Below are 26,640 nucleotides of genomic sequence, written 5' to 3'. Positions count from 1 at the left end.
TCACCTGTTATCAGTTGTTATTATCCGTAAATTCGCTGCGAATGGCATCAAGCGCATCCTCGTCCTTCATGGCCAGCTTCCTCTTGGAATAGCCGGGGATCCTCTCGTCGTAGCCGCAGACGGACTTGTAATCGCAATAGGTACAGGAGCTCCTCTGCCCTGCCTCGTAAGGGTTAACGGTTATATCTCCGTCCAGTATTCTCCTGCCAAATTCCCTTATCTTCTTGTTCACATATTTGGAAATGCAGGCGTAATCCTCATTGGAGACTACTGAAGACTCCTTGGCGTAGTCACCGTTTTGCTTGAGCCTTACGGGGATGACGTCAGATTTGGCTTCAAGTCCCTCGTGAAGCATCTGAACCACGTCCGGATCTGCATTTACAAGGCCTGTGGTGCGAAGTTTGGCCCTTATAAGTTCATTGATATCATCCGGTTGCAAGTCTTCCTGCCCCGGGACGATGGGATCGTCTACATGGTAGTACAGGAGCGCCGCAGGGACGATTTCCTTATTTGGATTTTTATTTTTTTCTGCCGCCAGGGCAACATTCATATACATTACTAACTGAAGCGAAAGCCCGTGGTAGAGCGATGCGATGCTAAGTTTCTTTCCTCCGGACTTAAAATCGATGACCTTGACATATACGTGCTCAGGATCTTCGTACAGATCAATCCGGTCAATCCTTCCCCTGAGGTGCATTTTTTCAATAATTTCAGTCTTTTCTTTCTCAGAAAGGGTTACGTTGATCTCCTCTATATCTCCGGCTTCCCGGAAGTTCATCTCCACGAAGGCAGGCTCAAAGCGGCCCTTGGAGATCTGATATTTTAAGGTATCAACCGTTCTTGAAAGAATGCGATGAATACGCTCTATCAGGTACTGATTTCTGGAATTGCTGTAAAGAATTGTATTTCCGTATTTGTCAGCACATGTTATTAAAGCTTGTTTTAATATCGCATCCGATTCCTCTTTGGATATATTCCTGAAATCGATCTTCCTGGTGATAATCTCCCCTGTGTACTGCTCCAGCACTTCATGATAGATATTTCCGAGGTCGGAAGGATCGATGACATACTCTTTTCTGTCCTGAAGATGCATTCCGTAGCTGAGGAAATGAGCGTAGCAACAGGACGCAAACTTCTCCAGGCGGCTTACGCTGTTCTCAAGGGTTGCACCGTACAGGGCTCTTGCCAGTTCCTTGGCAAGGGGCTTGTTGTCATAATGGGAAAAAGCAGCCTCTGTCAGCTTATTAAGGAGGTTATCCTGCTCTGAATAGTCCCTTAGCACCTTGTAGAGGGTATAAAACTCCCCTGTCTTTTCCTTGAAAAGAGTGCCCTCCGCATAGCTTCTTAGCATCTCCGACATGGTGTCATAGCTGTCTCTCACCGATACATTCTGGGATTCAAAGGAGCCCTCCTGGGGTCTTTGCACCGTAAGTCCCTCAAACATGGACTGGAGCTTGGGTATCAGATAGGCAGGTCTTAGCGACTTGCCCTCCTTGTCAATCTCTGCATAGGACAGGAATAGCTTATCTGTGGGCTTGGTGAGGTTCATATACAGATAGAGCCTCTGAATATACATCTGCTGCCTGGGTGTTGGCGCCAGCTCAATTCCGGTATCAAGCTCCGAGAGGAACTGCCTGTCTATATCGGATAGAATGCCGCCACCTCCCTGGTTCGACGGAATGGCGCCGTCATTTACGCCCATGAAGAACAAGGCTCTGATCTCCTTGAGCCTGCTTCGCTCAATATCTCCCACGATTATTCTGTCCACATCCTGAGGAATGGTACCAACCTCGATGTTTCCAAAGCCAACGCTGAGGATATCCCTGTATTCCTCAAGGGACAGGCTCTCGCTCCCTATAAGGCTGTTCATCTGAAGGAGCAGATTCATGATCTTGTCGTAGATCTGGTCGTACTCCCTTGCTTTACGGATATTTCCTGCCTGTCTGAAACGGTCTGCGTAGGCAAGGAGCTTTTCCTTGGAATTATTAGCTTCAATCACAGATATCAGAGCCTTCGTTATCTCGGATACTGTGCCTGTTTTTTGTTCAAAAAGAGGTTTCAACTGCTGCGTTATCGCCTCTCTCATGGCTTCAAGTTTCGCAAGAAGCTCAACTTCCTTGAGGTCCTCTGCATTATTCCTTGGCTTGAAGCGCCTTGGCATTCTTCTGAGGAACTTGTCCTCCCACTGCTTCCTTCCGTTTATTCCAAGGGCTCTGACATAGTTCTCGAGAATATCTGTGTCATCTTCGGAAAAATCTGTCATTCCGCTTCTCATGTAATGGAAGAGGTCCTCATATTTGTAACCGGAAATTACCGTGTTAATGGCGCTGGTCACATATTCCACAAAGGGGTTCAGCATAAGAGCCACATTCTTGTCGATGTAGACGGGAATCCCGAATTTGTCCGCTTCCCTGCTGATGATATCCCCGTAGTCCTCAAGGGATCCGCAGACAATAGCAATATCCCTGTAGGCGAGTTCTCCCTGCCTTATAAGGTCGGAGATCTTGATCATGGTCTGCCTTATCTCCTCTGCGGGACTTGCGGCGCTGTATATCTCAACTGAACTATTTTCTCCCGAATATTTACCGGTGTTATATCTGAACAGGTTCTCTTCAAGAAATGCCAGAGGCGGGTTATCCTTAAGGCGGAACACGGGACTGTTTGTAAGTCTGATATCCCTGTTTTTCTCATGAAGAAGTGCCCTGTAGGAATTAAAGTCAGGCAGGCTCCCCACTGAGCCCAGGTTCTCCTTCTCCACCTCGTACATGAGCTTTTCAAGGTCTCTTACGGTCTTTTTGCCCAGCATAAAAAGGTCCTGCTCTTCGAAGGAATCCGCGTAGGGATCCTCATTAGGGCTGATGGTCACTGATACCACCACCTCATCGGCTATGGCAAGGAGCTTTTTGATAACCCTGTACTGAATGGGGGTAAAACCGGTAAATCCGTCAAAAATCACAATGGAATCTTTAAGAATCCTGGAACAATCAATAGCTCTGCACAGAACGTCCAGAGTCTCTTCGGTGGTTATGTAATTGCCTTCGATATATTTGAGAAATTCGCTGTAGAGAAGGCGAAGGTCCCGGAGCTTGGAATTAAGTGCCCGCTTCTCGGTGCTTTTTTCCATAAGAGTGCCCAGCATGGCATCGTCGATCCCGTACTGCATGAACTCAGAGATTGTAGACTTAACCTCATCTATATAGCCGGGCTTATGCATGTTCTTGCCAATCACAGGGAGTTTGTCCCCAAGAAGGTCTGAAACATGGCGCAGCACCAGGCTCTTGCCCAGATCATCGAGCACAGAAAAAGAGCCAAGGCCGGTCTCCTCAAATATTCGATAGGAGAGCCTTCCAAAGCTCAGTACATCGATGTTCATTATTGCCCCCTTGGGATGCATTCTGACAACATCCTTCTGGGTCTGCATGGTAAACTGATCCGGAACTATAATAAAAATCTGCTTAGTGTTATCCTCAAGGCTTCTGCCTATGGCCTCGCTAAATAGTGTGGTGCTCTTTCCGGCGCCACTTGCCCCAAAACAAAATCTTAGCATATCTTCTCCCAATACTTTTAATCATATCCCCTAATTGCCGTATATCAGCTCGTCGCTGATCTCATCCGCATATCTGCAGCAGGATATGTACTTCCATCTGTTATTATAATAAAAAGGAAGTATCATGTACATCTGCATTCTTCCGCCGTCGCCGGGCATGGCTGAATGGTAATAGTCAACTATATACTGGGAGCCGGCCTCCTTAATCCTGTCATTTACGGTGGTTATGTCATAGAATTTCCTGAATCTCTCCCTGTCATCCGGGTATATGTACATATTTGAGTACATCTGGACCGCCTTGACGGCATTCTTTTCAACATCCGCAACAGGGAATTGGCGGGTGTTCAGGAAGATATTCTCAACTGTTCCGTCCTCATCATAGAGGTCAACTCTGAAGTACTGGTTAAAAACGTGAGCCATGGCCACATGGATATTGTCGGCCAGCTTGCTGTCACCGTATATGGTAAGATTTCTTGTCACGGTGGCATAGGCCGCCCTGGAGCCGTGTCTTGACAGGAACCTTATCTTGGTGTTCAAAAGGCTTCCGTTTACAATGCGATCGCCTTCAGCCCTGTGATCATAGGAGTTCTCTGCGCTGGCAGCCATTTCCATAAGACTTCGTACATCGTCGGAGCCAATCTCGGAATATATTTCATTTGCCTGCTGAACACTTGAAATGCCAATAGTACTTAGCATCTGAACAAAAGCATTGTTTGCATACAGTATCTGTATTGTTTTATCATCTACCTCAATGATAGCGATGGGCAGGTTATTGACAACCTCCATACTCTTGTCCCTAAGGGGCGTTGTTCCCAGGAAGTTTATCTCACCGATATCGTCATAATACCGGCAATAATCATTGTCCTCACATACCTCAGGACTATAGTCTGTTTCTGTCTCGAATTCCTCCATGGGCTTGGGCTTGCCGAAAAGATAGCCCTGAAGTCTCTCACAGCCTATCCTTCTTAGGAATTCGTATTGTTCCTGAGTCTCCACGCCTTCAGCGAGGGTGTGTATTCCCAGCTCCTTGGCCATGTTCACAATGGAGGATAAGATTACCTTGGTTCTTTTGTTGGTCTCAAAGTCCCTAAGGAAATTCATATCGATCTTGAGCATGTCAAAATCATAGATCTTAAGGTTGTTAAAGGAGCTGTAGCCGGCGCCGAAGTCGTCCATCCATACCTGATAACCGGCTTCTCTGAACCTTTTTATCTGGTCGTTTAAGAAATTCTCTCCGAAAGCTACCGCGCTCTCTGTGATCTCAATGTTAAGAAGGCTAACCGGAATGTCATAGTTTTGCCTGCACTTTTCCACCTCGTTGAGAATATCACAGAGCTCAAAATCAAGTCTTGAAAGATTCACGGAAACAGGTTCTACTCCATAGCCTCTGTCAAGATCAATCCTGAGTTCACGGCACACCTGATCAATGATGCAAATATCCAGCTTGTGTACCAGGTGAACGTTTTCAAGTACCTCCACGAATATTACGGGTGAAATAACGCCCATCTCAGGGTCAATCCATCTGGCGAGGGCCTCATAGCCGCAGATTTTCCCCGTAAGAGCCCTGACTTCCCTCTGATAATATACCTTGAAGTACTTCTTCTTGAAGGCGCTCTCGAAGTTATCTATAACATACTGCCTAAGTTCGTTCTTCTTTTTGAGTTCTTCGGAATAAAAATTGTAGTCCTTGTCATAGACTCTGATGATATCATCGCAGGCACTCTTGGCGCGGTCCACCATGATAACGCTGTCGCTCTCATCTCCCTGTGCCTGATAAATGCCGGCCTTAATACGAAGGCGAAGCCCCTTCTCATGCTTAAGGGCAGCCTCGTCCAGAGTCAATAATCTGTCAACGATATCCTGATGTGATACGGATTTGGTAAGAATGATAAACTGATCGCCGCCGGTTCTTGCAACTACGTCTCCGGCAAAAATATCCCGGATCTCCGTAGCCATACCGCGAAGGAACTCATTTCCTCCCGCAAAACCATAGCGCTGATTGAAGGCCTTGAAATTCATGACATTCAAATAAATGATGACAGCACTTTCTGATGCCAGGTCCTGTCCTCTTTCCTGAATGATTTCCAAAATACCGGTCAAATTAAGCAAACCTGTAAGCTCGTCAATGGACGCAGGCTTACCGGATGCATTTTGATCAAGCTGTAACATAGGCCCCCTCATGTCGTTTCATGGGTGATATTCATACGAATCCACGATATCATTTTATCATAATATCATTACACTAATTGTTAAATTTCTCTTATATCCGCAGCCGATAAAACTTCTCATATGGATGCGGCTTTTTTGAGAATCCTCAGAGCTTCCGGGAGTTTGTCCAGATTGATGTTGGAATAGTCGAATATGAATTTGCCTATATTCTCGGGCTTGGTTCCATGATAAAAGTCCGAAACTGCCGATATTTTGATGTTTTTCTTAAGGAGTCTTTGCTCCAGCTCACTGTCGGAATATTTCGTATTCAGCTTAAGGATAAAGTGAAGGCCGGAATCGTTTTCTTCGATCTCATAGCCGCCTTTCCCCGGCTCCCCCAGGATAGCTTCTATAATTTCAAGGACTTTGTCTCTTTTTTTGCTGTATTTGATCCTCATACGGTTGATGTGCTTCTCAAAATGGCCGCCTGCAATGAACTGCGCCAAGGTGTACTGGTCAAAGGTGGATACGGTGCAGGACAAAAAGGAAAACTCCTCATAAAACTTCGCAGCCAGGTGGTGCGGAAGCACCATATAGCTGATTCTGATGGTGGAGGTCAGGGATTTGGAAAAGGTATTCATATAAATCACCTTCTCCGCATTGTCTATGCTCTGGAGCGTTGGGATCGGCGTCCCCCTCAGGCGAAATTCGCTGTCATAGTCGTCCTCGATGATATAGCGGCCATCCTCTGCCCCTGCCCAGTGCAGTAGCTCGTAGCGCCTTGTGATAGGTGTGGTGACTCCCGTCGGGAAATGGTGGGTGGGACTGATATGGGCCACATCTGCTTTGTTTCTGACCAGATCCCTGATGCTAAGCCCCTCGTCGTCCAGATCGGCAAAGCCGTAGTCAATGCCCTCCATGTCGTATACCTGTCTGATCTTCTTATAACCGGGGTTCTCCAGACAATACTTCTTATCCTTGCCAAGGAGCTTGATAATAAGGCCGTAGAGATACTCTGTTCCTGCCCCCACCACGATCTGCTCCGGAGATACGTCCATTCCTCGAAAAGAGGACAGATGTCTTGCTATAGCCATCCTGAGGTCCGATATACCGGTGGAATATGATACCTTAAGGAGTTCTTCGCTCTTATCTGCGATCACGCTCCTGTTAATCCTGGCCCACACAGAAAAAGGGAAATTGGACAGCTCAGGCCTGTTGGAGGAGAAGTCAAAGTAGACTACCGGAGGATTAGGATCAAACATACTGTTTCCTTGCATGTTGAGCTTTTCTTTTTTATCCCCACCGGCCTTACCGGTAAGCTTACTGCTGGGCGCACTGATACGATTTATCTTCTCCACAAAATACCCCTTCTTGGGAAGGGAATATATATATCCCTCCTGTAGGAGCTGATCGTAGGCATTGTCAACGGTGACGGTGCTGACTCCGAGGTTGTTGGCAAAGCTTCTTCTTGAAGGGAGCTTTTCTCCTGCAGCAATCACGCCTCCTGTGATATCCTTTTTGATCAGTTCGTATAGCTTTAAATATTTGGCCCCGTCGGTCTTACTAAGGTCATAAGTAAGCATGTTTTCCGTCTCCTCTGAATTGCTTTTTATAACTGGTATTTAAATAAATACTAGGATTGTATATTTTTATAATACCAACATTGTAGTATATTCTTAGGAAAATGAAAATAATGAATCAAAGGAGACAGAACAATGAGCACAAGTACTTCAGTCAGCACCGACAAGAAAAGCTCCCTGAGGAGCACCAACCCTGTGAGATGGCTTACCATCACCGCCATTTTCATGGGACTTAACATAATCGTATCAAGCTTCGGTATTCCCGTTCCCGGCGGACACCTGTACCTGTGTGACACCATCATCTGCACCGCTGCACTTCTGCTTGATCCTGTGGCAGCATTTATTGTGGGCGGAATCGGTTCCTTCCTGGGAGACCTGCTCTTTTATCCTGCTCCGATGTTCGTTTCTCTCGTCACCCACGGACTTCAGGCTGCGGTGGTATCCATCATCGCCCACAGGGCTGTCAGGAACAGATCCGCCAGAGCGCATTTTTCACTTAGTCTTATCGCAACACTTATAGGCGGCGTTATTATGGTTGTTGGCTATACTCTTGGCAAGATCTACGTATACAGCACCTATGTGGATGCTGTTTTAAAGCTTCCCTATGAGATCGCCCAGGCGCTGCTTGGGGTTATCGGCTCACTTCTTCTGTGTTTCAAAGGCGGCCTTAATAGAATTTTTGCCAGGATGGAGTATAATGAAGTGGGTGTCAAAAATACTTTAAGCCCACATCAAAAATAAAGAAGGTAAAAAATCATGGATTTTAAGGAAATAACAGCTCAGAGCAGACAGGCTGTGCAGGAGATCCTTGCAGCAGCGAAGCTCAAAAAGGGCTCAATATTCGTAATCGGCTGCTCCTCCAGCGAGATTCTCGGAGATCAGATAGGAACCGCCACCAATCTGGATTCAGCCAATGCTGTATTTGACGGCATCATTCCCGTACTTGAGGAAAACGGTATCTTTGCAGCAGCCCAGTGCTGCGAGCATTTAAACAGAGCGCTGGTAGTTGAAAGGAAGACCATGGAGCGCTACGGCTTTGAACAGGTCAATGCAATACCTCAGCCAAATCATGCGGGAGGCGCATTTGCCACAGTATGCTATCAGAGATTCAAGGATCCCGTGCTGGTGGAGACCATACAGGGCAAGGCCGACGCAGGTATAGACATCGGCGGAACCATGATAGGAATGCACATGCACAGCGTAGTGGTACCTCTTCGTATCTCCCTCAGGAAGATCGGAGCAGCTCCCATCATTTGCGCAAGACATCGCCCCAAATATGTGGGCGGACAGCGCGCCATCTACGATGAAGCACTGATGTGATATGTAATTGAGCCTGCGAACCACTGACATATTTCACTTAAACAGCTCTGCAATAATAAAGTGAAGGGCCTCGGCTAAATGCCGGGGCCCTTCTTGTCAGTCAAATTATGCAGGTCATAAATTACGTTGTTATTATCAGAAAATAAGTTCCTTGATCTGGATTCTGCACTTGCCGTGGTATACGAAGAATAAAGGATGTACACCGTTAACGGCATCAAATTCTACTGAGAACTCCTTCCAGGTCTTGTCAACTCCACCAACAGGAAGCTCTGCGATAGCAGGTCCCTTCTCCTCAAGTCTTACCTCGAGCTTAGCATCTGCGTCAACAGGATCGTTGTTGTTAACGTCAAGTCTTGCTCTTACTGTAACCTTGGTTACGTCCTTGAAATCAAAGTACTTGTATCCGATAAGTGTTCCCTCACAGATCTCATCGATATACTTCTCGTCGCCGTCGTTGTTAACGTTAGGGAAGGAATCTGTGAAGATTCTGTTGCAGCCGTGAGGCATCTTGCCGTTGGTGATGTTGCAGGCGATAGGTGCGGGATACTCACCCTCAGCTACAAGAGGACCGCCGTTAAGACCGCAGCTGGTGATCTCAACCTGATTGATGGAACCATCGGGATTGATTGTGATCTTCTCTGCGCAGGCCTGTCTGCTGTAATCGGACTTGTGTGTAAGTCTGTGGTAGAATACATACCACTCACCGTTGATGTTCTCAATGCTTCCGTGAGTAGTACCTGTCATATTCATCTTATCATCAAGTGTTCTGCCGTTAAAGCCTACATCTCCATTGGAAACAAGAGTTCCGCCAAAGGTGAAGTCTCTGTCCGGATAATCACTGGTTGCGTAGCACAGCTCGTGGTTCTGCTGTGAAGAATAGATGTAGTAGTATTTATCTCCTACCTTACGCATTGAGCTGGCCTCGAAGAAAGGATGCTCCTCAAAGCTTGTGCCCTTGATGTTGTAAGGGATAAGATGCTTGGCAGGTCCCTTAAGGGTCATCATGTCATCCTCAAGCTCCATAACGATAGGGCCCATGACACTGCCCTTCTTAGCCTTCTCAAGGATCTCTTCTCTTGAGCGGTTGAACATTGTCATCTCTGATTTGATTGATTCCTCATTCTCAAAGAAATCTTCTTCCTCTTCAAACTGATACTGTGTACCGGAATAAAGGAAGATTCTGCCGTTGTCGTTAAGAAGACCGGGATCGAAGCATACGAAATCCTGTGCAGGAGTTCCGTCGGGGTTCTTAACAAAACCAAGATATTTGAACTCTCCGGCAGGTGTATCGCATACAGCTACCTGGATAGGTCCGAAATAGCCACCCTGTCCGAAGGGGCCTGACATAGCATAGTAGAGATAGTACTTGCCGTCATTACCTCTTACGCAGTCAGGTGCATACATATAAGGCCTCTCATTGTAATCGGGATCCTGTGTTGCCTTGTAGATAACGCCCTCTTTTCTCCATGACTTAAGGTCATCAACAGGTGCGGAATATACGGTATAATCCAGCATACAGAAAGTCTCTCCGCCTTCCTTGTCATGTGAACCATAAATATATACTCTGTCACCAAATACGTGGGGCTCGCCGTCGGGAATGCATACATCCAGAGGCAAAATCGGGTTAAAAATCTGTTTCTTCATTTTTCCTATACCTTTCTGTTGCTTATCATTGTTTTATGATACCCATAAAACGCCGCAATGTCTTGTTATATCTTGCCATTTCATGTCTTAATATTGCGTTAAAAACCTCTTACGGGGCAGTTGTGCAAATAACCATCTTTTCTTGCAAAGGCTGCCTCTCTGATCACAAGTCTCTCTATAACAACGCCGGGATCCTGAGGAAGGATCGTAAGGTCGTGCCATCCCTTGGAAAGGTTCCTTGTAAGCACGGTTTCATGCTGATTATCAAGTACACCCTTAGCCCACTCAGGACAGGTTCTCTCTCCGCCCTGGTAGTCAGCTCCAACGGTGGTAACGCTCTCAAAGGCTGCATCTGTCGTACTCTCGGGATCAATAGCCATTTTTACCCTAAGAAGGCTCTCGGTGCTGAGAGGATTGCAGGGTGCAGTGATAAGTCTGATCTCGTACTTGCCGTCCTTAGGCACATAGAAGCTTCCTGTAAGTGAAGGAAGATCCTCGGCTGCTACCTTGCCGAAATCGCAGTTCACAGGGAAGGCCTTGGCTGCGCTTCCGTATTTGCCGTAATTATCTATTATTCTGTAGGAAGGAGCCTGTGCATCCTCATCCTCGGACAGCTCCAGCTCTCCTGCCTCGATAGACAGTTCCAGATCACTCTCTTTGACAAATGCTGCCACTTCATCCGGAAGAACAGGTACAAAGTGATCTATAGCCGCTTCCTCCTCGGTGAAGTTCCTTGCGCATACATATACTTCAACCTTGTACATTGCTGCCTTGATCACGAATTTGCCAACAAATGTGCCCTCGGGAAGATTGTCACCTGTTGTAACCACAAGGATGTCCGTATCGCCCTCCTTGAGAACACCCTCAGAGGCTGAAAGGCTGATCCATTCATCGCACTCGGTAACCTTCCACTCTATATCGCCTGTTCCCGCATTCTCCAGCTCAAGCTTCTCGAAGAAGCAGGTAGGGCTGCACAGACCAGTAAGCACGATCGGGTGTCTGGTCCAATCACCGCCCATGGTGTAAGAATCGCTGTAGGAACCTGCAACAACCACTCTGGGTCTTCTGGAAGGGATAACGGTATGAACTACCGGGTATCTTGCCTCCTCATCATTCCAGTGAACAAAGCCCATGTGCTCTGAGCCCATGATGCCGTCCCACTTACCATCAGCGCATTCGTAGTAGCCCTTCTGGAGCTCTAAATCTCTGTCCATACACTCATTGATGAGGCCTCCGTAGATATTTGCAGATGGTCTGCCCTGGCCTGCAAGATGATGGTTGATTCCTGCAAATAGCTGCATCTCAAGAAGATTCATGGATGCACATACAGGGAAGTACACCAGCTGGTAAAAAGCATCCTTTAACGGAGTCTCTTTGAACTTATCCCAGAGATCCTCTGCCTTGGATACGGAGATATCTGCAAGCTGAAGCATATATTCAGCCTCGCCGTAGTTAACGGGGTGATATATCCTTTCATTCAATGCTTCAGGACGTCTGATGGAATTGACATAAGTATAAGTATCAAGGAGTGCATAAATATCCTCATATGCATCCTCGCATCCTGCAAACTGACGCTCAACCCAGTTCCTTAAATACTCTGTAGCAGAATCTGTATTAGAGGTTCCCCACTTGTCAAAGTCATAGGCAAGGTCCATAAAGAAGGACAGTGGAAGCTCCTGGGGCTTAAGGTCACCTACATTGACGATCCAGATGTCTCTTACTCCGGATTCATAGGCCTGTCCCATCTGCTCCCATACCTTGCTAAGATGAGTTGAATTAACCCATTCATAGGAAATGGGATCTCCGTGATAATCGAAGTGATAATACATTCCCCAGCCGCCTCTGCGGTCTTTTTCAAATTCCTCGGGTAGTTTTCTCATATTGGCGAAATTGTCATCGCAGAGCATGCAGGTGATTCCGTCAAGCTCAGGCCAGTAACGAAGGCCCTCTGCGGTCTCATCGCCGTAGAAGTATTTCTCAACTTCCTTGTATATTGCCAGCATTCTGGGAACGTTGTCTAAATCTTCACTGATAGTCTCTTTTATCAGATTGTTCTGAACAGTAATAACATCCTTGAGATAATCGATGTTGTCCTGAAGTGTAGCTTCTCTTCCGAGAACCTCGCTGTCACGCTCGCCTCGCATGCCCATGGTGACAACGTTTTCAAACTTGCCGTTTCTTGACAGGCCGTCTCTCCAGTAATTAATAAGACCCTCTCTGTTCTTGGAGAAGTTCCAGGCAGAGCCGTACTTGGTATCATCGCCCTTAACCAGATCCCACTCCTCGCTGTGACGAAGGCAGGGTTCATGATGGGAATTACTCATAACGATTCCCAGCTCATCAGCAAGCTCCGCATTGGCAAGCCCGGGGCCGTCCAGTGAGAAATTGGAGGTCCACATTGCAGGCCAGAGGTAATTACCCTTCATTCTAAGGATCAGTTCAAAAACATGCTCGTACATCTGGGCAGTAAAGCCGCCAAAATGCTTGAAGGTCCAGGTTCCGAAGGAAGGCCACTCATCGTTAATAAAGAAACCTCTGTATTTAACCGAAGGCTCTTTGGATACAAAATTGTCTGCATCTGTAAGTGCTACGCTGTCACATTTCCTAGGGCAAACGTCTGCAAAATACACCCAGGGGCTGACTCCCAGAAGATCTGAGATATGGAACAGACCATAGATTGTTCCTCTCTTGTCACTTCCAACAATAACAAGGGCAGAGCCTCCGTTCACTGTTTCCACTACCTGAAATGCGTAGCACTCACGCTTACCTGCGAGTGTGTCCTCGGAAATTCCGCACTTATCGAGAAGCTCTTTTGCAAGGCTGCTCTTACCGAGAGTTGCAGCATAAACACCTCCGGAGAAATCACCAGCGGATGTAGATTCTGTAACCTTATACTCTGCGTCCGTAACAAGCTTAATGTCACCTGCTACCTTGGCTGCAATCTTCTTAACTCCGCTCCACTCGTCTTCTCCAAGTACTATCTGTCTGTTATCGCTTCCAATTATGTATTCCATATTTACGCCCTCATTGTTTTATAAATAACATCACTCCACTACACCAAAACCAAGTATTGTGAATTTCTTTTTCTCCATACCGGGAGCAAGCTCTATTCTGATCTCGTGCTCCTTGGTACGCTTGCCGTTATGTATGATCACTGCGTTGCAATGTGTCCAGCCGTTCTTGAGAGGATCTGCCTCCAGAACCTTCTTGCCGTCAACATAGACAACACCGACTCCTGCATTGGGAAGACCTGAATCCTTGTGTACCAGAAGAAGCTTGGAGCAGGTAATCTTCATTACGAAGGGATCATTGTTTGCTGAGTTTTCTTCATGGCACCAGTTGTAAGGAAATTCGGGAACAGGCTTGATCTCGGAGTCCATCTCAACGTGCTGAAGATCCTTATCAATATCAGCAAATGAACCCTCGCTCACAAGCTCGATTCCAAACCTGCTCTTAAGTCTTGGCATTTCTTTTCTGTCGAGGAGTACCACCTTCTCAAAATCAGCTCCGATGGCGGGCTCTGTCTTATCTAGCTCAACCTCTTCCTCATACTGTGAAGGCTCAGCATTAACCACATCAAGAAGATTGATGATGCAGTCGCTCATGATCTGATGTCCAAGGTTACTTGGATGATACTGATCATAGAAGTACTGGTTCTTGGAAATGACTCTGCCGTCCTCGGGAAGGAGCATAAACTGTGGTGATACAGCATCAAGAACACTGACCATTGGAATCTGGTAACGTACACCTACAGGTCCCAATCTGTCCTGAAGATTCCAGTCATTGGAGAATACTGCAAACAGTATTACAACCGCAGGCTTCCAGGGAAGGCTGTAGGCCTTACGGATAAGACTCTCGAAGCATATGCCCTTGGTCTCATCACCTTCATCGTTAACTGCAAATTCTATTACAATAAGATCCGGCTTCTTAACGCCGTCTCTGAGTACGTCTCTCTCAAATCTGATCATTCCAAGCTCGGAGGGTGTTCCGCCCACGCCGGCCTTTACCAGGTCAACCTTACCGCCCTTGGCATACTTTTTCTCAAATTCGTCTGCAAATACCCTTGCATAGCATTTCTCGTGAATAGGAATCGCTCCGGCGCCCTGTGTGATAGAACCGCCGATAAAGCCAAGAGTGATATCCTCTCCAGCTCCTGCCTTGGCAAGAAGCGCCTCGATCCTGCCGGTGTTACCCTTAAGTCTGAGGCTCCTTGCAATCATTTTTTTGTAATTGTCTGATTCAAAGTTAACAAGAGTCTCTTCTCTCTGAATAGGAGCAACAAAGCCCTCATTCAGGTAAAATCTGACGTCTACGCTGGCCTGAATTCCGGGTCTTGCAAATTCAAATCTTGTCTGACCTATCTCATGGTCGCTGGCAAGCCAGTTTACATCTGAAAGCTCTATGATGTTCTCCATGCCGTCCATATCCAGTTCCTTCTCAATACTGGTGGCGGGCTCGCCGGGAGCCTTAGGATACATCTGCATTACAAAATTCACCTTCTCATCCGGCACTCTTCCTGTAACGCTGACTCCGATGGAATGAACCATCTTCCTGAAACCTGCTGTGCTTCTTAAAAGCTCCAGCATATAATCATCTGAGATATTGCCTGCAAGTCTTGCGGCATCTATGAGTCTTCCGTCGTTCTCATAGATGAACTGGATACCTCTTCCATCTGGCTGAGGTGAACCATATACCTGCTTGCCCTGCATAATAAAGAAAAATGGACGTTTCTTTACCGGATCCTTAGGAGCAACCGGCCCTCCATTATTCACGCTTTTTGCTGCTTCCATTTGTATCTCCTCCACACTGCATTTTTTGCTATACAATATTTTTTTCACCGCCAATTAAGGCCATACACCGGGTCTTGGCTTGTTAACCTGAATCACCTTGGCTGCCTCAAGATTTCTGAGAAGAAGAAGTCTTGCTTCACCGACCTTCTCGGGCTTAATCATGAAGAAGCAGTAGGTTTCTATAAGTGAGAACAGATTGGCTGTTCTTCCTTCGATCTTGAAGTTATTGATTCCCATGGGAACATATTTCTCCCAGATAAGCTCCGGTGAAACGAAGGTCGGATAATCCTGAATCGTGTAAAGACAATTCATATCACCGTATTTGCAGGTCCAGGGAATAATGTGCTTTCTCTTTTCCGGAGGAAGATTCCTGTTCTCCTGAACAATCTTCTGATTAAGAGCGATATTTTTGTAATGATCGCCGCGTCTCTCACAATTTGGTACACAGAGAGCATTGATAAGGACCTCCAGCTTGTCTTTATGATTCAGCTGCTCTATCAGATCCCACTGATTGTTCATGTTATAGTCAAGAACCACGTACTTGTAATCCTTCTCAAGTTCGGCATTAAGAGTTTCTACGCTCTTGATCTCCTTGCAGGTTGTGGAGTCAATCTTGTAGGAGGGATAATTCTCCCTGATGTACTCCTCAAGTATAGGTGAAAAAACAAGCACCTCGTTCATGCCGTTGTCGCCTTCCTTCAAACAGAAATTACAGAAGGGATCAGCAAGGTCTTCCTCTTTAATTAGTGGATTGGTAAAGGTGAATCTGACAGGAATATTCTTTTTGTTAATAGATGCGATAACATGCTTAACAAAGCCTGCATCACACTGATCATTTCCCAGAAGTCTTCCGCCATTCCATAGAGAGAATGGGAAAGCACCGAAGAATGAGGCGATCTCTACGCCTTCTCTGAAGTATTCCGGATGCTGCTCAAGCAAACTGATCCAAAACATGTTGAGCGGGAAATTGTACCTAAGCCCCGGAAGATGAAATCTGACTTTATTCATTTTTAACACCTCTGTCTTTATAAACTGACCGTTTTATTAAATGAAAAAGGGTTCCTACAACCTTTTTCCCTTAATAAAACGGTCAAGGCAAAAGTAACTTTTGCCTTGACCGGCATTAAGCTAAATGCTTATCTGTAGTCTGTGCTAATTATTTGTTAGCCTCATCTACATAAGACTTCCATGTATCACGGATAGCTTCAACCTGCTCTGATACAACAGCGCCAGGTCCAATGTTCCATACGAAGTCTGAACCAAGGTTGAGGTTAGGAACCATTCCATGGTAAGCAACAGTACCCTTCTCTGTCATCATTGTGATAGTCTCATCAACAGCTCTCTCATCGAACTTACCGTTACGTGCTGTTGAAAGGTATCCGTTGTAGTCAAGGTACTCAGCTGAAGGAGCCTGTGTCCAGAGATTCCAAGCAAATGCGATCTTCCAAGCCTTGTCTGCATCATAGCATCCAGGGATAGCAGCAGGGTTGTTTGACCAAACGTTGATGTAATCGTTCATCTTAGGTCCCTTAGGGAACATTACGAATCCGATCTCATCCTGCATATCCTCAAGGAAGTTACCAGGGCAACCTGCATACTCATCTTCTACCATGAATGCTGCCTGACCGTTGATGAACTGCTCTTTGTAGTAATCCCACTCAGCACCCTCAGGGTTAGCTACTTCTGCATCATATGTATCAAAGATCTTAACTGTCCACTCAAGAGCCTCAAGGGTCTCGGGTGACTCAAGGTTGTATACGAAGTTTCCGTTTGCATCCTTGTCGATGTAAGAACCGCCGTTTGAGAATACAGCAGCTGTTGTCATGTTACCTTCGTTAAGTGTAAGACCGTAAACATCGATTGTACCATCGTTGTCCTTATCCTGCTGAACCTTGCTCATAAGCTCTTCGAACTTATCCCATGTCCATGTTCCGTCAGCCTGCATATCGTAAACTGACTCAGGATCGATTCCTGCTTCTGTAAGAAGTCTCTTGTTGAAGTATACACCTGTACGTGCCTCTGAATAGCCGGCGAACATAGCGTAGATGCTGTCTCCCTTAGAATACTGCTTGTGAAGAAGGTTTCTCTGGAACTTAACATCGTTGAAGTCAAGGCAATCCAGAGTTGAAAGGTCATACATAAGGCCGTTAGCCATAGCGGATGTGATAGCCGGATCATCACGAAGGATGAATATATAGTTCTCGTCGCCGCCTGTTGTAGCGTAATCTACGAAATCTGTAGGTGTTGAACCCCAGTCAGACATAGCTGTCTGCTTAAGAGTGAAGTTGTAGGTCTCCTGGATCCAATCTCTGTAATCCTTAAGAGCTTCCTCATACTCGTTCTGAGGCTCTGCCTCATCGCCTGACCACCAGTCACGGATAACGATTTCCATTCCGCCAAGGTCTACAGGGTTGCCTGAATCATCAGTGATGATCTGATAAGGATCATACTCGTCAGATGGAGCTTCCTCAGCAGCTGCCTCTGTTGTAGCCTCTGCTGCAGGTGTCTCTGCTGCAGGTGCCTCAGTTGCAGTTGTGTCTGCAGGTGTCTCTGTTGTAGCACCGCCGTTTGTGTTGTCACCGCAGGCTGTCATGCTAACAAGTGTAGCTGCCGCCATAATAGCGGCTGTTGTCTTTGTTGTTAAAGACTTTCTCATACTTAAATCCTCCTTTTAAGTTGTACCCCCACATGGGATATATAAAAACATATATTTTTATTATATGTTTTTTTACATTATCTTGATAATCATTTTTTGCTATGTGCCACCAAATGTTGCTATTATCGGTAGGTTTTTGTGATGAAAATTTGGTGGTTTTGTACAATAATGCGAATTGGCTACCCGAAAAGTTATCGATAAAATAAAGGAAATCAGGTGATGCCCTCTACTATGTTCGCGATATCCGCGCTTCTCCGCTTACGCTGTCGAACCGCTACGTCCATTCGGAATCCGCACTACCGCGCTACTTCCTCATGTACGTTCGGTCCTCAAAGTCAAGCACAGTTTCGTGCAAGCACAAACTGCGCTTGACCTTGAGTCCCTATATCGCTCACATCTTGATACCTGTTGCTGAAATACTCTCTACGAAGGAACGCTGTGCGAAGAGGTAGAGAACGATCAGGGGAACGATGATCATAAGTGTTCCGGTTGCAAGAATACAGTTGGAATAAGCAACTGAAATTGTTGTCTTAACTCCGTTGATTCTCTGGATGTATGCACCGAGACTGTCTACAATTCTGGAAAGTCCGGTACTTACAAGCTTGGTGTTTCCAAGGAACATTCTGGAATAGAATCCGTCTGTCCACTGCCATACAAAGGCAAACAGGAAACAGGAAGTGATGATGGGCTTAGCCTGAGGAAGCATGATCCTTATGAAAGTCTTAAGTGTTCCGCATCCGTCAACGTAAGCTGCTTCTTCAAGGTCACCGGGGATGTTTCTGAAGTACTGACGGATCATGTAAATGTACAATCCGTTCTTAAGTCCCATACATCCTGCACTCATAAGGTAATAAGGAAGCTTGGAGCCTCGAAGGTTAATCGAATCACCTGTTAACAGCTTGAAGATTCCCAAAATATCAAAGAATCTGAAGTGAAGGTGCAGTGAGCTGGCGATTGTCTGCGGAGGAATCAGGATTACAAGGATGACCATTGCAAACCAGAATTTCTTGAGCGGAAATTCAAATCTTGCGAATCCGTATCCAACCAGTGTACATACCGCAATCTGAAGTGCAGCAACGGTAAGTGCAATAAGAAGTGAATTAAGCACAGCTGTTTTGTAGTTCATAAGCTCAGCTGCAAGTCTGTAGTTACCTGTCGTGAAATGCTCCGGGATGGAGATAACGATAGGATTGTACAGGTCCTTCTCAGTCATGAAGCTGACTGAAATCTTGTTGAAAATAGGCTTAAGGATCAGGAAGCACATTCCGAATAAAAGAATGAATCTTATAATGCTGACCGCTCTTTCTGTTATTACTTTCTGCAGGAGATAACCGCCGGAGAGTTTGTTTCTTTCCCAAAAACTCTGTTTTGCATATCCTGCTTTATTCTCCGTCTTAGTCATAGTAATAAACCCTCTTTGAAATGAAAAATGATGTAACACCTACAAAAGCAAGTACTAACAGGAAGTAAACCCATGACATTGCAGATGCATTACCGTACTGCTGCTGATCGATCATAACTGTCTGAATCTTCTCAATTACCGCGTTATCGGATCTCATACAGAAATCAACTACTGTATATACCCAGTTAACAAGGAAAAGTGAGCTGATCATAGGGAAGGTGATCTTCCACAGGCTCTCCCACTTGGTACATCCCTCAATATCCGCAGCTTCGTACATGCTGGAGGAAATTGTCTGGAGACCTGAGAGGAAGATGATGATCTGAATACCTGAAGCAAGTGCAACATCGTAGATGTTATCAATTACTTCGAAGACCTTCTCATAGGCTCTTACACCTACACCGGCAGTTCTGAGAATACTCTCAAGGGCACCTGTAATACTTACATTTCCCGTTGACTGCTCGATTGTCTGTGCCAGCTGAGCCATAAGCTGGTTATTTGACTCAAGTCCTACGATTACACCTGATGAAAGGATAACCGGCAGGAAGAAAATCGCTCTTACGAGTGCTCTTCCGTGGAACTTCTGATTAAGTATCAGAGCCACAAAGAAACTAAATACGATAATAGCCAGTGAATAAACGATCATTCTGGAAACTTCCTCCCAGAGTAGCCTGTTAAACTCAGGATCTACTCTGAAAGCGAAGATGTAATTGGTTATTCCGTTGAGAGTCTTGGTAACTTTTCCTGCTGCAAGGTTAACCTCACAAAAGCTCATGTAGCAAGACTCAAAAAGTGGTTTGATCATGAAGACCAAAAATCCGATTATGAAGGGGGATATGAATAAATATCCCGATATAGCCTTACGCTTCTGAAGCCCGGCTAATTTGTTTTTCTGTTTACTCATAACTTTGCCTTTCCTTATCTTGTTACTACATAATCTCTTGCAGGAACATCTACGCCGTTTACTGTGTAATCTGCGTATCCATAGTTGACGTAAACCTTGGTTCCATCAGCATATTCGGTGCAGGAAACATCACCTGTAAGGTTATCATGTCCTGTCATTTCCTGATTGAAGGTGTGCCCCAGTTCAGAATTGTATCTGTTGTAGATCTCCAGCATCTTTTCCTTCCAGGAATCGAAATGTGATCCGTAATAATCTGTGTAAAGAGTCTTCTGTGTTGCGAAGGAAGATTCTTCCATGAATGTGAACTGAAGACCTGCGCCGTATTCAGCTGCATAGAGTACTTCGTTCTCAGGATTACCGTTGATGTTGATGGGCTCTCCTGTGTAATCTACTCTTCCGTGAACTGCCAGCTGGAAGAAAGGAACACATTCATCAAGTATTGTATATTCGGAACCTCTGAGGTCCATGTTGGTAACCATCTTTGCAAAAGGAATTGCATAATCGTTACCCATGTTGATCATAAGAGGAGTTCCGTTGTCGTTGTAGCCCTTAAGGAGCTCAACCTGTTTGTTCAGAACTGCTTCTCTGCTGTTAGGATTCTTTCTGTAGAAATCTGATGAGAGGTCCTCACCAAGATCCTGGAAAGAAGCACCTGCGCCATACTTATTTGCTGCTTTTACAAGATTGTTCGCATACTTGTTAGCCAAATCTGTATGAAGAAGATAATAGCTAAGGTCTGCATTTTCTCTCTGAGCATAGGTTACATGGCTGTATTCAAAGAGCTCTGCTCTCTGCTTACTGATAAGCTTGGCTGCATCTCTGTATGAGAAGAATCCATCCAGAAGATCGCTATCATATGCATACTGCGTTATACCGTTGAGATAAACTGTATTGCCGTTTGCCTGAACCTCAGAAACCATATTGCTGAGATCTTTGCCGCTTCCGAGAGCTCCGACTGTCTTGGTCTTTGAAAGAACCTTCTGCTCTACACCGCCGTTGCACCAACCGGTCATCTTGACGTTCATGTTGCTTACTCCGGATGCGGTGAGCTCATCTATAATGCCCTGAGCTTCCTTGTAGCTTGTAAGCTTGAGAGGTCTCTTTACAGGGATACCAACGATCTGTTTAACCTTATCGATGGCTCCAACCAGTTCGATGGCTACAGGAGTGCTTGTATCATTTACAAGATCAAGGTATCCTGCATATTCCTTCTGAAGATATGTGCTGTAGGTCTTGGCCATGTCTACATAGCTTCCGGAATTAACGAAGGTATATCTCTGTGAAAGAACTTCATCCTCAGGGAGGTTAAGATCATATTCGTAAATATCACTGTTGGCGATATCACCTACGTCATATTTCTCTCTCTGACAGATGCTGTACTTGGCATTTACAAAGTTGTAAGAGTGGTTCTTGCCGGCAATGTCGGCCTGAATAGCTGCATAGGCTCTGCCGTTCTCAAGAGTACAGATGAAGGAATCATTTCCTTCAGATACACCGTATACTCCGTAATAAGCTCTTGTGTTGTGTACCACTGCATCTCTTGTTACACACATATCCCAGCCGTATACATTGGTGTAATAACTGGACTGTGAGGTCTTGCCGTTGTTAAAGTTGATAAGTGCTCCGCCTCCCTCGGGAACCAGCATAAAGCCTTCATCCTCAGGACCACCAGCTCCGAAATAAGGAAGAGGTGTGATTGTATAAATAGGTGTTTCCTTATCAAACTCAAGATCCTTGAAAGGAACCTCAACCACCAGGTCCTTGCCCTCAAGCTTGTAAATAACGCTTACATTGAAGACGGGCGTCTCTGATGCGTTTGTTGAAAGATCAAGTTCCTTATCTGCAAGATAATCATCATAGGTATATCCTGCTGCTTCAAACTTGTCCTGGATTGTCTTTCTAACGTTATCCTTGGTCGCTGTTCTGAGAACGTAGATAACATTGGTCTCGATAATAGGATAGTTTGCAAGAAGTTCATCCTTATTATCCTTGGGAGTAAGCTTGTTGATATCGTACTTTTTGTAGTACTGCTTGATCAGATCGGCTTCCTTTTTCTCCATCTTGCCAAGGTATTCTTCAAATCTTTCCTTGGTGATTACCGGAGGAATGGTGAATTCCTTCTGAACACTTCCCAGTGAATAGTTAACTCTGATCTCATTGTCTCCGGGAACGATCTCATATATACCGTTCTGTGCAGAGAATCCAAAGGAGTTATAGGTTGTCTCAAGTCCCTGTGTAATGGAATAAGACATAACCAGCGGAGACTGAAGGAAGAGCTTCTGGTCATCCAGAGCTGCTGCATCCTCTGCAGCTTTCTGAGGATTGGAGTACCAAACCTTGCCGCTGTCCTTAACTTCCAGTGAGAACTCGGTAGTCTTGGGATCCATGGTAAGCTTCAGCTGTCCGTTATCGATTACCACGTTGTCCTCTCTGCCATCAAAAGCATAGGGAGCAACAATTGTTTTTTCCTCTGTAGGAGCCGTTGTGTTAACGATATAGGCAACACCGCCGACTATGATACAAAGGATAAGGATCGAAGGCAGAAGCTTCAGGAATCCCTGCAATATTTTCTTTTTTATTTCATCCATCTTTTTGTTCTTATCTGTTTTCAAGTCCGTCACCCCTCATCCTACATTCGGAACATCAATTCTTTGCCCAGGGAAATGAAGTATGCGATTCCCTGTGAAATCATGCTAAAGAAGATCATAAGAATAAAGATCATGACTAGCATAGAAAACAATGTAGCAACTGTAAAAAGTAGGTTCTTTCCTGCAGAGTATTCGTGGATCTGTCCCATGGCTGCGATTACAAGAAGCGCACACCATACCAGTGACAGAGCACTTACTACGCTGTAAAACTCAGCTTCGTTGACAGTAACAAAATTACTGAAAATCATAAGCGGGAACTGGATAAGCGGATAAGGTGTAAGTGCATAGCAGGTAGCCATATATACCTGTCCAAGTCTTCCTTTTCCATCAAACAGTGTTGTAAGTCCCCAGTTACCTACTACCCAAAGTGCAAGGGGGAATAGGATACTTGCCAGATACAGGAAGATGTTAAGGTCTTCCCAATACACCTGGATCATAATAAAACTTGTGTAACGCAGCTTCAGGATACGAATCAGAAGTGTAAGGAAAAGAATCGTATTGGCAGCTGCCATTGTGCCTCTTTTTTCATGTGTAAGATCCCAGAAACCATCAAGCGGATGAGTAATGCAATAGAGGGCAAATTTCAGGGAATCAATGTATTTCTCTCTTGGATTATCAATTGTCTTTGTATTTGCTATCATATTCATCACCCGTTCCTGCCTGCTACAAAGATATCTGCTGTATCAATCTCGTAGCGAAGTGCTTTTACCTTTCCAATTCCAAGTGGAACAAGGAATAATACTAGGATAACTGCTACTATCCAGCCTATGTGATCTTCAACCCAGATCTTTCTGTACTGCTTGTATGCCTTGGAATAGTTCTCGGCGTCATACTTAAGTTCGAAGTATTCCATAGCCTCCTTGTACTTCTCCTGACGAAGGAGTGCTCGTCCGATTCCGATGTAAGCCAGGTCGTAGTTACCATTCTGGTTCATAACTTCCTGCCATGCAGCTCCTGAAGATTCATATTTACCCTTGTCGAAATCTTCGATAGCTGTGTAAACAAGATTACCGAACTCTGTTGGAACAAAGGCTGTTATTGAACAATCCAAGCTGTCCAGAACATAAAGCTCGTGGCCGATGTGCTCGATAGCGGAAGGTCTTCTGAAATATCCATCCATGTTACCGTTACCGCCATAGGCAAATACCAGACGTCCCTGGTCATCATAGCCGAATACTCTTCCTCTGTTTCTGTCGAGGCAGGCATAGATGTCATTGTCCATTACAGTTACGTCAGTGAGGACTGAAGGTCCTTCATATCCACCGCCGGAACCCCAGTAGAGATCACCCTGTACCGGCCAGTCGCCGTTTTTAACCAGGATGTCGTTACCCATAAGGTTCAGCTTTCTGACTGCATTCTCTGTCTTCTTGGAGTCATCGGTAAGAGCTCTTGTTGCGTAGATAAAGCCTTCATAGTCCATGTAGATGTTCTCATACTCAGTGGGAACGAAGGATTCCATCTTGGCTCTCTGCTCTTGAGAAGCGAGTTTCTTCCAAATGTAATCTGTCCAGTTGAAGGTAACCGGTGTAGCTCCTACAAATCCTGAGAATGCTGTGTCATTCTCGTATTTTATAAGACCCTTGTTGATACCGGTTGCTATACAGTAAACACGTTCAGCTGTATCAACTGCCAGCTTGGTGGGCTGGAATACAAGCTTGGGATCAAGTGTGTTGTCCGTAGGCTTAACAAACTCAAGAAGATAGTTAAGATCCTTGTCAAGCTTAAGTACTCTTGCATTGCCCTGATCGGCTACGAATATGTTGCCGTCTTCGGATATTGCAACATCGGTGGGGTTATTGAAAGTATTGGGCCCCGAACCGCCTTTGAAGGAATCGATTATCTTTACAACCTCAAGCTTTTCCGGAGAAACCCTCTCAAGCTCGATTATTCTGTTGTTACCACTGTCACACAGATAGATGTGATTGCCTTCCACAAATAGTCCCTGAGGATTCTTGAGTTTGACATCAAGCCCCAGATCTGAGGAAGTAAATACCTTGCAGACTGTATAGAAGTCTGCGCTGTCCTTGTAATCTCCCCAGTAATCGTAGTTATAGGTATAACCACCGTCACTGCCACTGGCAGATACCTGAAGCGGCTGAAGAAATGCAGTTGCCAACGCAAGTATTGCCATTCCGGTCTTTAAAAACATATTTTTCTTACGCATATCGCTTCAACACCTTTCAAATTAGTCCTTAAGACCTGAACTTGCCATGGTCTCCAGAATCTGGCTCTCTGAAAATACAAATATAAGAATAGGTACTATCATTACTACTACAAGTACTGCCGCTCCCTGTCCGGTTCTTGCGATTCCGCCTGACTGAATCTGCTGAAGGGCATATACGAGAGTCTTTCTTTCTTCTGAATAAATGTATGTAGAAGCTTTGTTATTCCAAAGTCCCTGTACTGAGAAGATGATAAGTGTCATCCATGCAGGCTTAACGTTTGGCATAACGATGTCATAGAATACTTTCCACTCATTTGCTCCGTCGATCTTGGCTGCTTCAATAAGTGAAGTAGGAAGTCCTTCCATGAACTGCTTCATAAGGAACAGTCCCATAGGTGAAGCAAAAGCGGGAATGATGATTGACCAGTAGGTATCGATCCAACCAAGTTTGTTGAGAATCAGGTAGTTGGGAATAGCTGTTACCCAACCGGTGAACATCATGGCTACCGTTACAATTTTGAAGAAGGTCTTTCCTCCGGGGAACTCATACTTCGCAAGCACGAAAGCTGCCATGGAAGCAATGATAAGATGTCCCGCCGTACCACAGAAGGTAATGAATACTGTGTTGAAAAGATATCTTGTAAAGGTTACCCAGGACTTACCCATTGTTACGAACAGATCCGAGAAGTTATCAAGTGTAGGATGCTGTGCGAAGATCCTGGGCGGGAACTTGAACAATTCATCAAGTGGTTTAAGTGCACTACTTACTGCATAAATAATTGGGAATGCCATAACGAAGGCAACCAGCAAAAGGAAAATGTAAAGAGCTATGTCTCCGCCTATTGACCTGTTTGGCTTTCTTTTTTTAATCAGCTTACTCATATCACGTACCAACTCTCCTTAACAGACTTTGAATTGCCTTGTTGCAAAGTATCATCATCAGGAACAGGATTGTAGCTATTGCACAGGCGTAACCCATTTCAAATCTTGAATAACCGTAGTCAAACAAGTGTGTTACGATGGTACGTGCTGCATAATCCGTACTGGGATATCCGCAAAGAGCCATTGTTACATCAGCCACACCAAAGGATGATGTAATTGTCATAACCGCACCGAACATAAGCATAGGCTTCATGCTGGGAAGAGTTATGTACCAGAGCTCCTGCCATCTGTTCTTGATACCGTCCATGTATCCGGCCTCAAACTGTGATCTGTCTACGCCCTGAAGTCCGGCTACGAAGGAAAGGAATCCGGATCCCATACTCATCCAAAGGATAACTACCATACAAATTGGAAGCATGTATGTGGGATCGATGAGCCAAAGCTTAGGTGCATCGATGAGACCGATACTCATCAGGAACGCATTTACATATCCGTATGCATCGCCTCGGAAGAATACCGAGAAGATTACATAACAGTTACCTGCAATGGAAGGGGCGTAAAACACGATGACAGCGATACTTCTGATCCACCTTGGCAGCTCGTTGATAAGCCAGGCAAACAGGAAGGATAAAATGTATCCCAGAGGACCTGTTATCAGCGCTATCATCAATGTATTTTTCACGCCTATCAGAAAGATATCATCCTGGAGCACCAGGGAGATATAATTCTGTAATCCTATAAACCGAGGAGGTTCAAGGATGTTGTAATATGTGAAGCTGTAATAGATAGATGCTACTACAGGGAACACAAAAAACATTGTAAAGAGTATTGCGTACGGTGCCAGGAAGATGTAGCACATTTTTCTGTTCTTTGCTTTCTTCAGGGCCACGTTAAAATTGTGCTTACGCAGCGTTAAGTATTTCTGCAGATATTCCTTCATCTCATTAGCTCTCCTGTA

The 26,640-nt window shown here is 45.3% G+C and carries 17 protein-coding genes; 2 read left to right on the top strand and 15 right to left on the bottom strand.

Translation table 11 applies throughout. The features are described from left to right. Positions 1 to 10 precede the first annotated feature (10 nt). From NXH67_RS12615 to pdxR, 3 genes are all read right to left on the bottom strand, one after another. On the bottom strand, positions 11 to 3,547 hold the full coding sequence (locus tag NXH67_RS12615; protein WP_272797587.1) for a PD-(D/E)XK nuclease family protein: 3,537 nt from the start codon (positions 3,545 to 3,547) through the stop codon (positions 11 to 13). A gap of 30 nt (positions 3,548 to 3,577) precedes the next feature. Further along, positions 3,578 to 5,716 (bottom strand): EAL domain-containing protein, encoded by a 2,139-nt coding sequence (locus NXH67_RS12610; protein WP_022777748.1) that lies wholly within the window; start codon positions 5,714 to 5,716, stop codon positions 3,578 to 3,580. Positions 5,717 to 5,832: 116 nt separating this feature from the next. Beyond that, positions 5,833 to 7,278: a MocR-like pyridoxine biosynthesis transcription factor PdxR gene (pdxR, locus tag NXH67_RS12605; RefSeq protein WP_272797586.1), complete on the bottom strand. Its 1,446-nt coding sequence runs from the start codon at positions 7,276 to 7,278 to the stop codon at positions 5,833 to 5,835. A 132-nt stretch (positions 7,279 to 7,410) separates the two neighbouring features. On the opposite strand from pdxR, the gene NXH67_RS12600 reads away from it, so the two are divergent. Further along, positions 7,411 to 8,016: an ECF transporter S component gene (locus NXH67_RS12600; protein WP_272797585.1), complete on the top strand. Its 606-nt coding sequence runs from the start codon at positions 7,411 to 7,413 to the stop codon at positions 8,014 to 8,016. Between the two features lie 15 nt (positions 8,017 to 8,031). Then, complete coding sequence (locus NXH67_RS12595) at positions 8,032 to 8,595, top strand: TIGR01440 family protein (protein ID WP_272797584.1); 564 nt, start codon at positions 8,032 to 8,034, stop codon at positions 8,593 to 8,595. Positions 8,596 to 8,730: 135 nt separating this feature from the next. On the opposite strand, the gene NXH67_RS12590 is transcribed toward NXH67_RS12595, so the two are convergent. The 12 genes from NXH67_RS12590 to NXH67_RS12535 form a co-directional block, all read right to left on the bottom strand. Then, a complete protein-coding gene (locus NXH67_RS12590) occupies positions 8,731 to 10,239 on the bottom strand; it encodes a family 43 glycosylhydrolase (RefSeq protein WP_272797583.1) in 1,509 nt (502 codons plus the stop codon). A 98-nt stretch (positions 10,240 to 10,337) separates the two neighbouring features. Continuing rightward, the gene (locus NXH67_RS12585) at positions 10,338 to 13,253 is read right to left on the bottom strand and encodes a glycosyl hydrolase 115 family protein (protein ID WP_272797582.1); all 2,916 of its coding nucleotides are present in this window, start codon (positions 13,251 to 13,253) and stop codon (positions 10,338 to 10,340) included. Between the two features lie 30 nt (positions 13,254 to 13,283). Beyond that, a complete protein-coding gene (locus NXH67_RS12580) occupies positions 13,284 to 15,029 on the bottom strand; it encodes an SGNH/GDSL hydrolase family protein (RefSeq protein ID WP_272797581.1) in 1,746 nt (581 codons plus the stop codon). 54 nt (positions 15,030 to 15,083) lie between these two features. Next, entirely contained in the window at positions 15,084 to 16,037 is a 954-nt protein-coding gene (locus NXH67_RS12575) for a hypothetical protein (RefSeq protein ID WP_022777741.1), read from the bottom strand. Positions 16,038 to 16,185: 148 nt separating this feature from the next. Continuing rightward, positions 16,186 to 17,685, bottom strand: a complete 1,500-nt coding sequence (locus NXH67_RS12570) for an ABC transporter substrate-binding protein (protein WP_022777740.1) — start codon at positions 17,683 to 17,685, stop codon at positions 16,186 to 16,188. A 391-nt stretch (positions 17,686 to 18,076) separates the two neighbouring features. After that, complete coding sequence (locus tag NXH67_RS12565; RefSeq protein ID WP_022777739.1) at positions 18,077 to 19,087, bottom strand: carbohydrate ABC transporter permease; 1,011 nt, start codon at positions 19,085 to 19,087, stop codon at positions 18,077 to 18,079. Continuing rightward, positions 19,080 to 19,988, bottom strand: coding sequence for a carbohydrate ABC transporter permease (locus NXH67_RS12560; RefSeq protein ID WP_022777738.1), 909 nt, complete (start codon positions 19,986 to 19,988; stop codon positions 19,080 to 19,082). Before NXH67_RS12560 ends, NXH67_RS12565 begins: the two co-directional genes overlap by 8 nt. A gap of 14 nt (positions 19,989 to 20,002) precedes the next feature. Further along, complete coding sequence (locus NXH67_RS12555) at positions 20,003 to 22,576, bottom strand: DUF5696 domain-containing protein (RefSeq protein WP_272797580.1); 2,574 nt, start codon at positions 22,574 to 22,576, stop codon at positions 20,003 to 20,005. 41 nt (positions 22,577 to 22,617) lie between these two features. Further along, a complete protein-coding gene (locus NXH67_RS12550) occupies positions 22,618 to 23,277 on the bottom strand; it encodes a Yip1 family protein (protein WP_026668597.1) in 660 nt (219 codons plus the stop codon). Positions 23,278 to 23,282: 5 nt separating this feature from the next. Continuing rightward, complete coding sequence (locus tag NXH67_RS12545) at positions 23,283 to 24,800, bottom strand: NHL repeat-containing protein (RefSeq protein ID WP_272797579.1); 1,518 nt, start codon at positions 24,798 to 24,800, stop codon at positions 23,283 to 23,285. A 21-nt stretch (positions 24,801 to 24,821) separates the two neighbouring features. Continuing rightward, entirely contained in the window at positions 24,822 to 25,682 is an 861-nt protein-coding gene (locus NXH67_RS12540) for a carbohydrate ABC transporter permease (RefSeq protein ID WP_022777734.1), read from the bottom strand. Position 25,683: 1 nt separating this feature from the next. Then, positions 25,684 to 26,622, bottom strand: a complete 939-nt coding sequence (locus tag NXH67_RS12535; RefSeq protein WP_272797578.1) for a carbohydrate ABC transporter permease — start codon at positions 26,620 to 26,622, stop codon at positions 25,684 to 25,686. Between the last annotated feature and the right edge of the window lie 18 nt (positions 26,623 to 26,640).

The sequence above is a fragment of the Butyrivibrio sp. DSM 10294 genome, assembly GCF_028539135.1.
Taxonomy (GTDB): domain Bacteria; phylum Bacillota; class Clostridia; order Lachnospirales; family Lachnospiraceae; genus Butyrivibrio.
Note: the sequence above shows the minus strand (reverse complement) of the source record. Positions and strands in the feature narration are given on the sequence as shown.

Excerpts from the sequence above, each read along its gene's own strand:
- NXH67_RS12615 (WP_272797587.1), bottom strand. The coding sequence starts at position 3,547 with ATGCTAAGATTTTGTTTTGGGGCAAGTGGCGCCGGAAAGAGCACCACA.
- NXH67_RS12610 (WP_022777748.1), bottom strand. The coding sequence starts at position 5,716 with ATGTTACAGCTTGATCAAAATGCATCCGGTAAGCCTGCGTCCATTGAC.
- pdxR (WP_272797586.1), bottom strand. The coding sequence starts at position 7,278 with ATGCTTACTTATGACCTTAGTAAGACCGACGGGGCCAAATATTTAAAG.
- NXH67_RS12600 (WP_272797585.1), top strand. The coding sequence starts at position 7,411 with ATGAGCACAAGTACTTCAGTCAGCACCGACAAGAAAAGCTCCCTGAGG.
- NXH67_RS12595 (WP_272797584.1), top strand. The coding sequence starts at position 8,032 with ATGGATTTTAAGGAAATAACAGCTCAGAGCAGACAGGCTGTGCAGGAG.
- NXH67_RS12570 (WP_022777740.1), bottom strand. The coding sequence starts at position 17,685 with ATGAGAAAGTCTTTAACAACAAAGACAACAGCCGCTATTATGGCGGCA.
- NXH67_RS12590 (WP_272797583.1), bottom strand. The coding sequence starts at position 10,239 with ATGAAGAAACAGATTTTTAACCCGATTTTGCCTCTGGATGTATGCATT.
- NXH67_RS12540 (WP_022777734.1), bottom strand. The coding sequence starts at position 25,682 with ATGAGTAAGCTGATTAAAAAAAGAAAGCCAAACAGGTCAATAGGCGGA.
- NXH67_RS12585 (WP_272797582.1), bottom strand. The coding sequence starts at position 13,253 with ATGGAATACATAATTGGAAGCGATAACAGACAGATAGTACTTGGAGAA.
- NXH67_RS12575 (WP_022777741.1), bottom strand. The coding sequence starts at position 16,037 with ATGAATAAAGTCAGATTTCATCTTCCGGGGCTTAGGTACAATTTCCCG.
- NXH67_RS12545 (WP_272797579.1), bottom strand. The coding sequence starts at position 24,800 with ATGCGTAAGAAAAATATGTTTTTAAAGACCGGAATGGCAATACTTGCG.
- NXH67_RS12550 (WP_026668597.1), bottom strand. The coding sequence starts at position 23,277 with ATGATAGCAAATACAAAGACAATTGATAATCCAAGAGAGAAATACATT.
- NXH67_RS12560 (WP_022777738.1), bottom strand. The coding sequence starts at position 19,988 with ATGAGTAAACAGAAAAACAAATTAGCCGGGCTTCAGAAGCGTAAGGCT.
- NXH67_RS12565 (WP_022777739.1), bottom strand. The coding sequence starts at position 19,087 with ATGACTAAGACGGAGAATAAAGCAGGATATGCAAAACAGAGTTTTTGG.
- NXH67_RS12580 (WP_272797581.1), bottom strand. The coding sequence starts at position 15,029 with ATGGAAGCAGCAAAAAGCGTGAATAATGGAGGGCCGGTTGCTCCTAAG.
- NXH67_RS12535 (WP_272797578.1), bottom strand. The coding sequence starts at position 26,622 with ATGAAGGAATATCTGCAGAAATACTTAACGCTGCGTAAGCACAATTTT.
- NXH67_RS12555 (WP_272797580.1), bottom strand. The coding sequence starts at position 22,576 with ATGGATGAAATAAAAAAGAAAATATTGCAGGGATTCCTGAAGCTTCTG.